This is a genomic window from Legionella sp. (genome assembly GCF_965140895.1).
GTDB lineage: Bacteria > Pseudomonadota > Gammaproteobacteria > Legionellales > Legionellaceae > Legionella.
In genome coordinates, this window is the sequence record NZ_CBCSKT010000060.1 from 79,035 (window position 1) to 92,728 (window position 13,694).

Consider the following 13,694-nt stretch of genomic DNA (forward strand, 5'->3'; position numbering starts at 1 on the left):
GCAACCAGGCCGATTAAAATTACAAGCAATAATTATCGATTAAACGAATATCGCCAATGCGTACTGCCGCAAAACGGCGATTGTCGTATTCTTCAATGTATTCAACGGCTATATTCTTCGCGCTTATCTCCGAGTGAAGCTGTTTGCAGGTCTTGTCCTTTTGCTGAAATAGTTGGGCAAAAATCTCAGCTAAAGCCTTTTCTTCTGGGTTTAAACGATTATTACGAGAACTATAGGCTAACCCACTGGGTTCACGAATAATAGGGCAGGAGATAATATCTACATTCATAAAAAAGGCTTTAATCATCTCTCGGATAAGCAAATACTGTTGGTAATCCTTTTCACCAAAATAAGCTTTATGAGGTTTAACCAGATTCAATAATTTCATAACCACAGTTAATACACCATTAAAATGCCCTGGACGATGTGCTCCTTCCATAAGTTGGCAAAGCTGATGTTCGTGCACTTGATAATTATACTGATCAGGATAGATTGCCTTTTCTGTGGGTAAAATACAAAAGTCGACTCTTGCTTCCTCCATAATACGTATATCCGCCTCTAAAGTTCGAGGATAGTGCTTGTAGTCATCTGCTTGATTAAATTGGGTGGGGTTAACAAATAAGGTGGTGGCGGTATAGTGATTTTCTTTTTGGCTTGCTAAAAATAAAGAGGCATGGCCTGCATGTAAATTACCCATCGTTGGCGCAAAACCAATAGTCTGCTCGGTTGGGAGCTGTTTTCGAAAGTTCATCCATTCTTGAAGATCATGAAAAATTTGCATGAATTACTCCTGCATATTGCTGTTGTAGGTTCATGGGCTATGTATGTTCCGTCATTGCTTCGCCAAGGCTCGCAATGACGGCGTTTCTTATTTTAAATTTAAAAAATTACATATGCCGTAAACGGTTTATTGCTCGTAGCCCGCTTGTTTGCAAACGGGATTCTTTTAGGTACACCACCTAAAAAGCATACTCAGGTGTCGGGAAACTTACTTGATGTACCTGAGCTGCGTAAGCATTAATTGCCTCAAGCAGCACTTCTTTGCCTTGAGCGTAGCGTTTAACAAATTTAAAGTTATGGCTGGTTTGCAGGCCTAACATGTCATGCCAAACAAGGACTTGCCCATCGGTATCTGCGCCAGCGCCAATACCAATAGTGGGAATGCTTAATGCATCGGTAATGCGCTTAGCAACGTGTTGTGGTACGCATTCAATGACGAGAGCAAAGCAACCCGCTTGCTCTAATTCAAGCGCTTGTTGCAGCAGAATGTCGGCTTGTTCCTGACTTTTTCCCTGAACCTTAAAACCACCTAATTGGTGAACTGATTGTGGTGTTAAGCCTATATGACCGATTACGGGAACACCGGCAGTTACTAGATGGTTAATGGTTTTACAGGTATCTGCATCACCACCTTCAATTTTTATCGCATGAGCCCCTGCACGTAAAAGTCGCATTACGTTTTCAACCGTTTGTGCCAGAGAAATTTTATGACTTAAAAAGGGTAGGTCGGTAATTAAAAATTGCTGTTTTAGACCGCGAGCTACTGCTTCAGTATGCATAGCCATCATGTCCATGGTTGCCATAATGGTTGTATCATGGCCATGCACTGCCATTGCAACTGAGTCGCCAACCAGCACACAGTTAATATTAGATTCAGCAATAGTGCAAGCGGAAGGATAATCATAGCAAGTGAGCATGGCAATTTTTTGCTGCTCTTGCTTTTTTCGTTTAAAATCATGAATTTTCATGCCGCACTCCTTAGCAGGCTAAGTTGCGCATGACTAATAAAACCAAAATATTCTTCAGGTACCTGTCGCATGGATCAAGTCCTCCATAAATTGAAATGATAGGGGGTCGCTGCCGTAGGTTCGCAATGACGAATACAGATAATATTCTATGAATGCTTACTTGGGGTCAGCGCGTCATGAGGCTGATAATTATACTATTTTAAGCAATTAACAGCCTCAGATATCATAGTTCAAATTCAGGTAATTGAGAAGGCGTTTCTCCCTTAACTTTCTTGGCGGGAGCCTTTAAAAGGGCATCGTCAAGTTAACTTTGAGCTAAACTGATATTTATTTATCGGGACACGCAATGCTGCAACGGAAGCCCAAAAGATATTGTTACCCTGTAGAGCGAATCAGTATTGCAGTATGGAGTTAAGAGCGTTTTAACGACTGTTATCGAGACGTATCGGAGCGGTTATTATATCGCGGCATTGAAGTGAGTTATGAAACGGTGCGTCAATGGTGCATTAAGTTTGGCGCTCACTTTAAAGACAGGCGGCAACATGCAGCCGCCTTATTAAGGCTAAATGACGCTTTTTTATCAGCCAACCATTGGCCATATTTACTCTCTGTATTCTTACAACGACAAAGTGCTGATCTTGCTCCATGAATTAGTAATGTTCGCAAATATCAATCACCCCGTTTACTAATACCAAAAACCTGGGGCTAAGCGGAATCAGGTCGGCTTTGACCAGAGTGTTGCTGGGGTTTCTCCTGGGTTAGCGAATTCTTTTTGTTCGTTATGCATTTTCATCATCTTTGATTCTGAGTTATCATTTATGCTCGTTATAGTAACAGGTTTTTTATGCAAATCACTGAAAAATTAGTTGTCCCCGGTGAGCATCGTTTAACTTTACAGGGTGTGGTTGGTCAATTGGAAGCTGTTTTGACGGTTCCAGAGCAACGTCTTTCTAATTACATTGCTTTTTTGGGACACCCTCATTCTTTGCAGGGGGGGACGATGGCCAATAAAGTAGTTACCACTTTAGCACGTACATTCAAGGACTTAGGCATTCCTTCATTGCGGTTTAATTTTCGCGGTGTTGGCCAGTCTGAAGGTGTTTATGATGCGGGGATTGGTGAAGGTGAGGATATGCTTTCTTTGGTACATGCTTGGAAAAAGGAGCAGCCTGAGGTACAGTTTATTTTTGCCGGTTTTTCTTTTGGTTCTTATGTGACGTATCGGGTTGCCGCGCAATGCACACACCAGCTCTTGATTAGTGTTGCTCCTGCTGTACATCACTATGATTATAAGGAGTTTAGCCCCGCTCCTTATCCTTGGTTAATTATTCAAGGCGATGAGGATGAGGTGGTGTCACCGGATATGGTTTTTGATTTTGCTGCCCAAGCCCAACCGGAAATACCGGTGATTCGTTTTGCAGAAACAACTCATTTTTTTCATGGCAAGTTAATTGAGCTTAAAAATAAACTGACGGAGTATCTTCGTACACAGGTAAAGCCCTCATGACGTTGACGGCCTACTATGCTGCCGCGATTGGGCGTGGTGAGATTAATGATGATCCTTTGCAAAGAGAGATTTTGGCACAGATGGAACGGCTTGCACAGGATTTAGAAAAGGCAAAGACATCTTGGTTTTCCTGGATGCGTAAGCCTCATATCCAAGGTTTGTATATTTATGGGCCTGTCGGTGCGGGTAAAACTTATCTGGTTGATCTTTTTTATGACCATATTGCGGAAAGCAAAAAAGCGCGTTTTCATTTTCATCATTTTATGCAACAAGTTGATGCTCAGTTAAGGCATTTACAAGGACAAAAAGATCCCCTGCGGCAGATTGCGAAAAACCTGTCTAAATCAGTTCGAGTCTTATGTTTTGATGAATTTCTGGTTCACGATGTAGCCTACGCTATGATTTTAGCGGAACTCTTACAGGCTTTAATCGCGCACGGGGTCATCTTGGTTATTTCATCGAATACCATGCCAGACGATCTGTATAAAAATGGGGTGCATCGTAAGCGATTTTTGCCTGCGATTACCGCAATTAATAAAAATTGTCAGGTTTTAAATCTCAATGAGTTAAGAGATTATCGCGTAGGACGTGAACCCTTAGTCGATGCTTATTTATTTCCTTTGAGTCCACAAACTAAAGAGAAGATGGAACAGCAATTCCTCCGTTTAGCAGCTCCTCCCCAAGGAGCTGGGACGATTTTGATCCAAAATCGAGATATTCCCTATTGGGAGCGGGGAGATAAATCCATTTGGTTTGACTTTAATGTCTTGTGTAATTTACCGCGCAGTCAGTTGGACTATTTAGAACTTGCGGATAAGTTTGATTCTATTTTTATCAGTGATGTGCCGGAGTTAACGGAGAATCATACCTTACAAGCAATTATGTTCATTCACTTTATTGATGTAATGTATGACCGCGGGGTAAATATTATTATTTCTGCCGCTGTTCCTGTTGAGCAATTGTATTTAAAGGGCGAGTTGTTGGAAATGTTTAAACGTACTCGCAGTCGATTGATGGAAATGCAATCGGTTGATTATTTAAGTCGCCATCCTAAGCGGGAAGTGCAGGCGATGGGGTAGGGCGCAGACCTACCTCGGTACTATATACGTCTAGCAACGGTCTTGAATTTCATTTCAAGACCGTTGCTAGAATTCCTCGTTCTGTTTTGCATAAACCATATGATGATTAAATCCTAGCCTTTCCATAATCGGGCTTCGGTATATTTTTATTTCATATCCTTTTTCTTCGAGAAAAGCGGCTATATGCTCAGCACTTAATGGTTGTTCGTTTTGTGGTTGTATAATTAAGGGGAGTCTTTCTTGATTAACAAAGCTGAAAGAAACGTTAACCTTTCCCATAAAATCATCTCTATGGTTTTTGAGCAATAACAATGACCCCCTCTCGGCCATCAAAAGTAACTTTTTCTGATAAATCTTTACGTGGATATAATTTAGCTTCTTTTATTACAAAACCTACACGCATTAATTCACGGCTTAATACTTGGTCATCTATAAAGTGTAAAGTATCTGCAGCAGCATAACGGGCGAGTTTGCCGCTAACCAGTTCTTTTATCCCGGTAAAATAACCAGGCCATCGTCGATGTTCCCGAATACGTTGTTCATAGATGGGAATCAGATCTTTATAGACAGCACGATAGGGTGACGATGATAAAATAAACAATAATGCGCCAGGTTTTAGCCAGCGATAAATTTTCATAAATCCGATGGGTAAGTCCTCAGGAGCCAGATAGCCGAGCACATGTGAAATATAACAGCCAGCAATGCTTTCATTGGCTAAATTAATATCTTGGGGAAACTCACCGGGCAATAAAGTTAAATGTGAGCGACATTCTTCTGGAGTATTATTGTATAAAATATTGAGATGTCGTTGATCCAAATCATTAGCAATTAGGGTCGCGCCAGCTTTTAACGCTTCAATTGCGACAAACCCATAAGCAGCGCCCAGTTCTAAAACGGGAGTCTTTTGTGAGGCGGCATAGTGAATAAATTGTTTCGCATACTCATCAATATATGTTGAAGATGGCCCTTTGTTATTTAATGTTTTTACGAGATAACTGTTAGGATAACGATAGGGCGTTAAATCATCGTGCATGCAAGAACCTATTGATATGTATGATTTAAATGGTGAGTTAAAAAAATATTATTGTCAAATGAACGGGGTTTGGTTGATAATTATTTTCATATATTTTACATAAGGAAAATCCGTTGTCCTCCATGAATAAAAATACTGAATGTTATCAGAAGCACGCTTTGGAGATGCATCTTCCTGTAACTTATAATTCTGAATTAGGTACATTAGAACTTTCTTTAGGTTCAAAACACTATTTTTTTTTTCGTGCGGTCACCCCGTTAAATAGTTATACCAATGCCTTTGTTTCCAAAAATAAATATGCCACTAACTCTCTTCTGGAAAAAGCGGGTATACCTGTACCTAACACTACAGTTATTTACCAGGATCAATTTCAAAATGGAGAACTTGACGAGATAATCTCTGGGCTGTCATTTCCGTTGGTTGCAAAACCAGTTACAGGGGGCTTGGGTGAGGACGTGCTCTGTAATATACAGAATCTAGCTCAGCTGGAAGAACATTTGCACGAACAGTTGGTGAAGTATGAATCTTTATTGATTCAAGAATATCTTGGTAATTTACAATCTTATCGCGTCTTGGTATTAAAAAATAAAGTGATTGGCGTTGTCTTACGCCATCCGGCCCACGTAATTGGTGATGGCAAACATAATTTGCAAGAACTTGTAGAAATAACCAATAAGCAACGGCAAAAAATAAATGATACCCTTGGGCCGATTTGCATTGATACAGAGTTTAATATTCGCTTACATGAGCTAAATATTGATCTGAATTACATTCCACCAAAGGGGGAATGGGTTACCGTAGCGTATACTTCGAATGCGACTCGTGGCGGAACCTATATTTCCTTGGGGAAAAAGATTTGCAAAGAAAACAAGCGACTTTTTGTCCGTGCAGCTAAAGTATTAGGGCTGGAGCTAGTTGGCTTTGATGTACAGTGCGCTGATATTAATGAGCCACTTGACCATTCCAACGGAGCGATTATTGAGGCAAACCACGGACCAAGTGTGCGTATTCACGAGCACGCAATGGATGGAATTCCTACTCCGGTGTGTAAAAAAATATTACGTACCCTAATTTACAAGCATCCTTTGGCGTATCTGTATAATTTATACCTAAATGCACCTATTGCCGTTTATATGAAAATTGGATTTATTTTGGTGCTGGGTTATGGGTTTTATAAATTGATATCCTGAGCCTGTAATGGAGAAATTGTTCGATGAATTATTTTTCTTAAATGAGAACGATTCTCGATATCATTTGTGTTAGAATATATATCATGTGTTTACGTCTTTATGATTATTCCATGACCAGAATAACTGAATTAGTTCAAGGTGACCGTGCTCGATTAGTGAGCTATGGTAGTACTGATGTACAATATAGACGCAGGCTCCTGTCTTTAGGAGTTACTTGTGGGGCCGAATTTAGTGTCGTTCGAATGGCGCCTTTGGGCTGCCCCATCCAAATTGAAGTACGAGGAACTGCATTGACTTTGCGCAAGGAAGAGGCAAGCCAATTGATTTTGGAGCGTATATGACCCACGTTTTATTAGTAGGCAATCCGAATTGTGGCAAAACCACCTTATTCAATGCATTAACTGGTGATAATCAGCGTATCGGAAACTGGCCTGGGGTTACCGTCGAAAAGAAAACAGGGTCTTTTTCTTTAGGAAAGCAATTAATTAACATCACTGATTTACCAGGAGTTTATTCTTTAGTAGCTAACTCTGGTGGCGTGAGTCAGGATGAACAAATTGCCGCACAATCCGTTGCGACCATGCAGGCAGATTGCATTATTAATGTCGTTGATGCATGCCATTTAGAGCGTCATTTATATTTAACCAGTCAGATTTTAGAGTTGGGAAAACCCGTTATTGTTGCTTTAAACATGATCGACATTGCTGAGCAGCGTGGCATATCCATTGATGTGAACGCTTTAGCACAGCAGCTAGGTTGCCCAGTAATTGCGATTCAGGCACATAAAAAAGTAGGGCTGATCGCCCTGGAACAGGCCTTGCTCAAGTTACCGCAGGTTATTTTACCTTGGGTTCTTCCTTTAGAATCCTCAGTAAAACAAGGCTTAATGGAGATAGAAAACGCCTTAATCGCTGAAGGTTATAGCCAAGTACTTGCGTACTATTTTTCACGAAGAATCGCAGAGGGCGATGTGATTTTAGTCAATGAGCGGGTAACGCAGGCTTTATCTGCATTGAATAATAATGATTTGGGCGTTGAGGTGTTATTGGCTGATGCGCGTTATCAGAAAATTCATGAACTGGTTAGCGCTGTGCAAAAAAAATGTAGTGACGCGAGCGACAATTTTACCGCCAAGCTGGATCGTATCGTATTGCATCGTTTTTGGGCATTGCCAATTTTCTTTGGCATGATGTATTTAATGTTTTTATTTGCGATCAACATCGGTGGGGCATTCCAGGATTTTTTTGATATCAGTACCGATACCATTTTTGTGCAAGGAGTTGCTTGGTTAATGCAACAAGTTCACGCCCCGAACTGGCTTGTTGCCATTTTGGCGAATGGAATTGGCAAAGGAGTTAACACCACCTTAACCTTTATCCCCGTGATTGCAGCTATGTTTTTCTTTTTGTCTTTATTGGAAACATCAGGATACATGGCTCGAGCTGCGTTTGTTGTCGATAAAGTCATGCGTGTCTTAGGTTTGCCGGGTAAGTCGTTTGTGCCCATGATTGTGGGTTTTGGTTGTAATGTTCCTGCGATTATGGCGGCACGTACCTTAGATTCTGAACGCGATCGGCTACTGACCGTTATGATGAGTCCCTTTATGTCTTGCAGCGCCCGTTTGGCTATTTATGCCGTATTTGTCGCTGCTTTCTTCCCTTCAGGCGGTCAAAATATCGTATTTTCTTTATATCTGGTTGGTATTTTAATGGCGATTCTCACCGGATTTATTTTACGTAAATCCATGCTTAAGGGGCATTCTTCGCCACTGATTTTAGAATTACCTGCATATCACAAGCCCTCGGTACGTCGTTTGCTCAAAGAAACGGCCCTGCGGTTGCGTTTTTTTGTTCTGCGTGCAGGTAAATTAATTATTCCTATCTGTGTGATTTTAGGGGCTTTAAATGCCATTACTGTAGGCGGTGGTATTAATACTACTGACGCAAGCAGTGAATCCTTATTATCAATAATGGGGCAATGGCTTACTCCTTTGTTTACCCCTATGGGGATTCATCCAGACAATTGGCCGGCGACTGTGGGTCTATTAACGGGAATGTTAGCCAAGGAAGTTGTGGTGGGTACACTCAACTCTCTTTATGCACAAGCAGGGCACCTAAGTGAAATTGCGGCAGCACATTTTGATTTTTGGGGAGGTATTAAGGCAGCCTTATGGTCCGTGCCACAAAATTTATCGCAATTAGGGAGTGCTTTTGCTAACCCTGTATTAGCAAGTGCCGCAGATAATCCTGTATCGCAGTCCGTTTATGGCATTATGGTACAGCGTTTTGATGGGCCGATTGGTGCTTATGCTTATCTGTTATTTGTTCTCTTATACATTCCATGTGTTTCTACCATGGCAGTTATACGTCAGGAAGCAAATAAAAAATTTATGTGGATGTCCGTTGTTTGGTCCTTTGTGGTTGCTTATTTGGTTGCGGTTGGATTTTATCAGGGAGCCAAATTTGTGGAACATTCACCACATGGGATCTATTGGCTTTTGGTATCCGTATTGACTTTTGTCTTGATCCCTATTCTATGGCATTTCAATAAACGCATGATAGGAGGGCAGAATGTTATTACAAATTCGTGATTATATTTGTCGTCAGGGCGTGGTTAGCACGCAACAGCTAACTCGTGAGTTTCATTTGGACTTATCTGCGTTACAGCCTATGTTGGATCTTTGGGTTAAAAAAGGGGTGATTCGTAAATGCCAGGAAAAAGCGAATTGCCAGAGTACCTGTTTTAAATGCCGTATCAACGCACCTGAATATTATCAATATCAGGCGTAGTTATCTCCCAATATGGCATGAAACCGCGTACATGAATCAGGTTTTGCTGTATTACGCTGCCGCTAATACGGCTACATAATCTTTGTTTAGATGGTGTATTTTGTAGCCTACTTATTGTTTTTATTATTTTTTTACATCTTTTTTACCACTATGTGATCTAACTTTGATGCTCATTCTTGAAATTTGGGCTAATATATAATCATAAACAGATGCATTACATTGGGTACAAATACATGGCCAATGAACCAGATGAAAGCAATATTGATCCTTTAGCAGATATGCCAGAGGAGCGCAGCATTGATTTGCGCAAATTGGAAATGGAAGCCGATCTTAATGATCCGGTCGCCTTAGTGGAGCGGGTTTATCAGATTTGGTGGCATTGGGCTGATTTCCATCTTTATATTATTTCTCCGACTATTCCTCCAGTATCTCCGCCTATAGTCATTAAGCCGGAACTGATACCGGGGACTCAGGAGTATGAGTTTGTGTATGATATTCATGACTACGGTTCGAAACTCTCTACTTCCAAGGGCGAAGACATGATTAACTCAGGCATGTCGATGTGTAAGTTATTCTATACCATAGAAAAAATGATTTACATTCTGGTCGAGCGACTGAGGTCTGGGGGCATTAGTACTGAAATAGAAGTGCAAGTTGCTTTTGGTGGGCACTTGTTATCGCAAAGAAAGGCTTTTGAATCCATTATTAATCTGAATTATAACGTAGTCGTTACTAACTTCGATCCTGGGTCTTGGGGTGAGCGTTATCTACAGATTGTAAAACAAAATGCCGAAAAATATGGTTATCCTCCAGAGGCACCAAGGTCAACCTTTAGACAACTGCATAAATCTCCTGGTATGAAGATTTAACAGCTTCCATCTTATCGTTCTCTCGAATTACCGTGGATTGACTGCGGTAATTCGCTCTTGGATAAGCCACTCAAGTAATCAAGCTACTCAAGCTTATTGGTTGTTTTTCCTGATTTCGATTAAATTTTAGTCATTTAAACCGTTATATCTCCACACATTATGACTTAATCTTGCGTGATAAAAACAGAGTGCTATACTTCGCATTCGTGCGTCCTTTTATAATTTTTCAAATTAAGGAAGAAACTAACAGTGAACAAAAAAAGACCCGTTAATCTTGATTTGGGTAGTTTAAAATTTCCCCCTATGGCAATCGCATCGATATTGCATAGGATTTCAGGGGTGGTTTTATTCCTATTATTGCCAATAATGTTGTTTATTTTTGGCCAGTCAGTGCAATCAGCAGAGACTTTTGCACAGATGAAGGCATTATTAACACATCCGTGCTATAAGTTGATCTTATGGGCCTTTGGGGCTGCATTGATTTATCACGTGCTTGCAGGTATCCGTCATATGATTATGGATTTGGGATTTGGTGAGCATCTTAGTGCTGGTCGGCGTACTGCCGTTTTAGTAATAGTTCTTGCCGTTATTTTGTCAATTTTACTAGGATTCTGGATATGGTAACAAATGTCACCAGCTTAACTGGCAATGGGTTAAAAGATTGGTTAGTTCAACGTGTTACGGCAGTATATTTCGCTGCGTATGTGTTTTTCTTGTTTGGATTTTTATTGTTGCATCCAGGATTGAGCTATGAACAATGGCATAGCTTATTTACCAATCCAGTGGTGCAAATTGCAACTGCTTTAGCATTGTTTTCGTTAACTTTGCATGCCTGGATAGGTATCTGGACAGTAACTACCGATTATATGAAATGTACTGTGTTACGTGTATCAGTACAGATGTTGGTTCTTTTGTGGCTCCTTAGTCAATTGATTTGGGGCTTCTTGATCCTTTGGGGGCGGTAAGCATGGCTATAGCACGGAATACATTTGATGCGGTAATTATTGGTGCTGGCGGTGCAGGAATGCGCGCAGCACTACAGATGGCAAACTCTGGTTTAAAAGTTGCACTTTTATCTAAAGTATTTCCAACGCGCTCACATACAGTTTCAGCTCAAGGTGGTATCACTTGCGCTTTAGGAAACTCGCATGAGGATGATTGGCGTTGGCATATGTACGATACTGTAAAAGGAGCTGATTACATCGGTGACCAAGACAGTATTGAATACTTATGTAAGACAGGCCCTGAAGCTGTTTATGAGTTAGAACATATGGGCTTGCCGTTTTCGCGCATGGACAATGGTCGAATTTACCAGCGTCAGTTCGGTGGGCAGTCTAAGAATTTTGGCGGCGAGCAAGCTGCTCGTACCTGTGCTGCAGCAGACCGTACAGGACATGCCTTACTTCATACGTTATACCAACAAAATTTAAAAGCAAAAACCCATATTTTTAGTGAGTGGTTTGCTTTAGATTTTGTTAAAAATGCAGAAGGTCGTATCTCAGGTGTTACGGCTATGAGCATTGAAACGGGTGAAGTGGTATTTTTCCAATCACGAGTATGTATTTTAGCTACAGGCGGCGCTGGTCGTATTTATCAATCGACTACGAATGCCTTCATCAATACAGGCGATGGCTTTGGTATGGCATTAAGAGCCGGTATTCCATTGCAAGATATGGAAATGTGGCAGTTCCATCCTACAGGGATCGCCGGTGCCGGTACTTTAGTCACCGAAGGTTGTCGTGGAGAAGGTGGATACCTTATTAATAAAGATGGCGAGCGCTTTATGGAACGTTATGCGCCTCGAGTTAAAGATTTGGCGTCACGTGACGTGGTTGCCCGTTCTATGTCTTTGGAAATGCGCGCTGGCAAAGGTTTTGAACCAGGTGGCGTTGATTACGTTAAGTTGAAGTTGGATCATTTAGGTGCGGATTTAATTATGTCGCGCTTACCAGGGATTCGCGAATTATCAATGAAATTTGCCGGTGTTGACCCAATTGTTGAACCAATTCCTGTCGTACCAACATGCCATTACAGTATGGGTGGTATACCGACCAATGTGCATGGCCAAGTTATTAGTAAAGCGAATGGCCAGGAGCATATTGTAGAAGGCTTGTATGCGGTAGGTGAGTGTGCTTGCGTGTCCGTACATGGCGCTAATCGTTTAGGTGGAAACTCTTTATTAGACTTGGTCGTGTTTGGTCGTGCTGCTGGAATCCATGTTGAAGAATTATGGCAATCCAATCAATTACCTGACATGGCTTACATCAGTGACGAAGATGTTGCTGCATCTATGGTTCGTTATAATCGTTGGAATGAATCTAAAGATGGTGAGAGCATTGCGGTTATTCGCTCTGACATGCAACGCGTAATGCAAGAAGACTTCGGCGTATTTCGTACTGGTGAAGTTATGGAGTCGGGTCTAAAACGTTTAGAAGCCTTACGTGAGCGTTTGAAGCATGCGAAGCTGGAAGATAAAAGTCAGGTCTTTAATACCGATCGTATTAGTGCTTTAGAGTTAGATAACTTAATGGCGACCGCTTATGCGACAGCACATTCGGCAATCGTCCGCACCGAAAGCCGTGGGGCACACAGTCGTGAAGACTATCCACAGCGTGATGATGCCAATTGGATTAAACACATACTGTACTTTGAGGAAGGTGAAGTAATCGATTTTCGTCCGGTTAATGCATCACCTAAACATATTGCGCCTTTTGAGCCGAAAGAACGCGTTTACTAAAGAGGATATATCAGAATGTCAGATAATAGAAATTTGACTTTATCAATTTATCGCTATAATCCTGATGTGGATGCTAAGCCTTATATGCAAGATTATCAGTTGACAATATCGGCTAAAAGCGATCCGATGTTGTTGACCTTGCTTGAGCGTTTGAAAGATGAGCAGGATCCTACCATCAGCTACAGAAGATCATGCCGTGAAGGGGTGTGTGGTTCTGATGGGATGAACATTAATGGAACGAATGGTCTAGCATGTATTACTCACGTTTCTCAGTTAAATACGGATAAAATTGTTATCCGTCCTTTACCTGGTTTTCCGGTGATTCGTGATCTGGCGGTTGATATGTCTCAGTTTTATCAACAATACGAGCGTATTGAGCCTTATTTACAAAATGCTCAAGTAGCTCCTGCTCAAGAGCGTTTGCAATCTCCGGAAGAGCGAGCACAACTTGATGGATTATATGAATGTATTTTGTGTGCATGTTGCACCAGTTCATGTCCTTCTTTCTGGTGGAATCCAGAGAAATTTGTAGGCCCTGCAGGATTATTACAGGCACGCCGTTTTTTAGCAGACAGTCGCGATACGGCAACTGATCACCGTTTGGAAAAATTACAAGACCCATTCAGTGTGTTCCGTTGTCGTAGCATTATGAATTGTACGAATGTTTGCCCGAAGGGACTCAATCCAACTAAAGCGATTGCAGAAATTCGCACGCAAATGTTGAGACAAGAAACCTAATCGC

15 protein-coding genes and 1 pseudogene are annotated in these 13,694 nt (G+C 41.3%); 11 read left to right on the top strand and 5 right to left on the bottom strand.

Features of this window, described 5'->3' with window-relative positions:
- Window positions 1-19: 19 nt before the first annotated feature.
- From panC to ACQY7T_RS07925, 3 genes and pseudogenes are all read right to left on the bottom strand, one after another.
- Complete coding sequence (gene panC, locus ACQY7T_RS07915) at window positions 20-781, bottom strand: pantoate--beta-alanine ligase (protein ID WP_428412467.1); 762 nt, start codon at window positions 779-781, stop codon at window positions 20-22.
- 178 nt (window positions 782-959) lie between these two features.
- Window positions 960-1,748, bottom strand: coding sequence for a 3-methyl-2-oxobutanoate hydroxymethyltransferase (gene panB / locus ACQY7T_RS07920; protein ID WP_428412469.1), 789 nt, complete (start codon window positions 1,746-1,748; stop codon window positions 960-962).
- A 585-nt stretch (window positions 1,749-2,333) separates the two neighbouring features.
- Window positions 2,334-2,438: pseudogene (locus ACQY7T_RS07925) on the bottom strand (transposase); the annotation flags it as partial.
- A 154-nt stretch (window positions 2,439-2,592) separates the two neighbouring features.
- Here ACQY7T_RS07925 and ACQY7T_RS07930 point away from each other — a divergent pair.
- Both ACQY7T_RS07930 and zapE read left to right on the top strand, forming a co-directional pair.
- Entirely contained in the window at window positions 2,593-3,255 is a 663-nt protein-coding gene (locus tag ACQY7T_RS07930; protein ID WP_428412470.1) for an alpha/beta hydrolase, read from the top strand.
- The gene (zapE, locus tag ACQY7T_RS07935; protein ID WP_428412472.1) at window positions 3,252-4,334 is read left to right on the top strand and encodes a cell division protein ZapE; all 1,083 of its coding nucleotides are present in this window, start codon (window positions 3,252-3,254) and stop codon (window positions 4,332-4,334) included. Before ACQY7T_RS07930 ends, zapE begins: the two co-directional genes overlap by 4 nt.
- Before the next feature lie 66 nt (window positions 4,335-4,400).
- Here the strand turns inward: zapE and ACQY7T_RS07940 are convergent, their stop codons facing one another.
- On the bottom strand, window positions 4,401-4,613 hold the full coding sequence (locus ACQY7T_RS07940; protein WP_428412474.1) for a hypothetical protein: 213 nt from the start codon (window positions 4,611-4,613) through the stop codon (window positions 4,401-4,403).
- 10 nt (window positions 4,614-4,623) lie between these two features.
- Window positions 4,624-5,367 (bottom strand): class I SAM-dependent methyltransferase, encoded by a 744-nt coding sequence (locus ACQY7T_RS07945; RefSeq protein ID WP_428412476.1) that lies wholly within the window; start codon window positions 5,365-5,367, stop codon window positions 4,624-4,626.
- Between the two features lie 122 nt (window positions 5,368-5,489).
- Here ACQY7T_RS07945 and ACQY7T_RS07950 point away from each other — a divergent pair, with 122 nt between their 5' ends.
- The 9 genes from ACQY7T_RS07950 (at window position 5,490) to ACQY7T_RS07990 (ending at window position 13,690) form a co-directional block, all read left to right on the top strand.
- On the top strand, window positions 5,490-6,557 hold the full coding sequence (locus ACQY7T_RS07950) for a UDP-N-acetylmuramyl peptide synthase (RefSeq protein WP_428412549.1): 1,068 nt from the start codon (window positions 5,490-5,492) through the stop codon (window positions 6,555-6,557).
- A 110-nt stretch (window positions 6,558-6,667) separates the two neighbouring features.
- On the top strand, window positions 6,668-6,898 hold the full coding sequence (locus ACQY7T_RS07955; RefSeq protein WP_428412478.1) for a FeoA family protein: 231 nt from the start codon (window positions 6,668-6,670) through the stop codon (window positions 6,896-6,898).
- Window positions 6,895-9,147, top strand: a complete 2,253-nt coding sequence (feoB, locus tag ACQY7T_RS07960) for a Fe(2+) transporter permease subunit FeoB (protein WP_428412479.1) — start codon at window positions 6,895-6,897, stop codon at window positions 9,145-9,147. The genes ACQY7T_RS07955 and feoB overlap by 4 nt, the downstream gene beginning before the upstream one ends.
- Entirely contained in the window at window positions 9,128-9,346 is a 219-nt protein-coding gene (locus ACQY7T_RS07965) for a FeoC-like transcriptional regulator (RefSeq protein WP_428412480.1), read from the top strand. Before feoB ends, ACQY7T_RS07965 begins: the two co-directional genes overlap by 20 nt.
- A gap of 278 nt (window positions 9,347-9,624) precedes the next feature.
- Window positions 9,625-10,215, top strand: a complete 591-nt coding sequence (locus ACQY7T_RS07970) for a virulence factor (protein WP_428412550.1) — start codon at window positions 9,625-9,627, stop codon at window positions 10,213-10,215.
- A gap of 249 nt (window positions 10,216-10,464) precedes the next feature.
- A complete protein-coding gene (gene sdhC, locus ACQY7T_RS07975) occupies window positions 10,465-10,839 on the top strand; it encodes a succinate dehydrogenase, cytochrome b556 subunit (RefSeq protein WP_428412481.1) in 375 nt (124 codons plus the stop codon).
- Window positions 10,833-11,180 carry a succinate dehydrogenase, hydrophobic membrane anchor protein gene (gene sdhD, locus ACQY7T_RS07980; protein WP_428412482.1) on the top strand — a complete coding sequence of 116 codons (348 nt, stop codon included), beginning with the start codon at window positions 10,833-10,835 and terminating at the stop codon, window positions 11,178-11,180. Before sdhC ends, sdhD begins: the two co-directional genes overlap by 7 nt.
- Before the next feature lie 2 nt (window positions 11,181-11,182).
- Window positions 11,183-12,952 (top strand): succinate dehydrogenase flavoprotein subunit, encoded by a 1,770-nt coding sequence (sdhA, locus tag ACQY7T_RS07985; protein ID WP_428412484.1) that lies wholly within the window; start codon window positions 11,183-11,185, stop codon window positions 12,950-12,952.
- 15 nt (window positions 12,953-12,967) lie between these two features.
- Window positions 12,968-13,690 (top strand): succinate dehydrogenase iron-sulfur subunit, encoded by a 723-nt coding sequence (locus tag ACQY7T_RS07990; protein WP_428412485.1) that lies wholly within the window; start codon window positions 12,968-12,970, stop codon window positions 13,688-13,690.
- Window positions 13,691-13,694 lie beyond the last annotated feature (4 nt).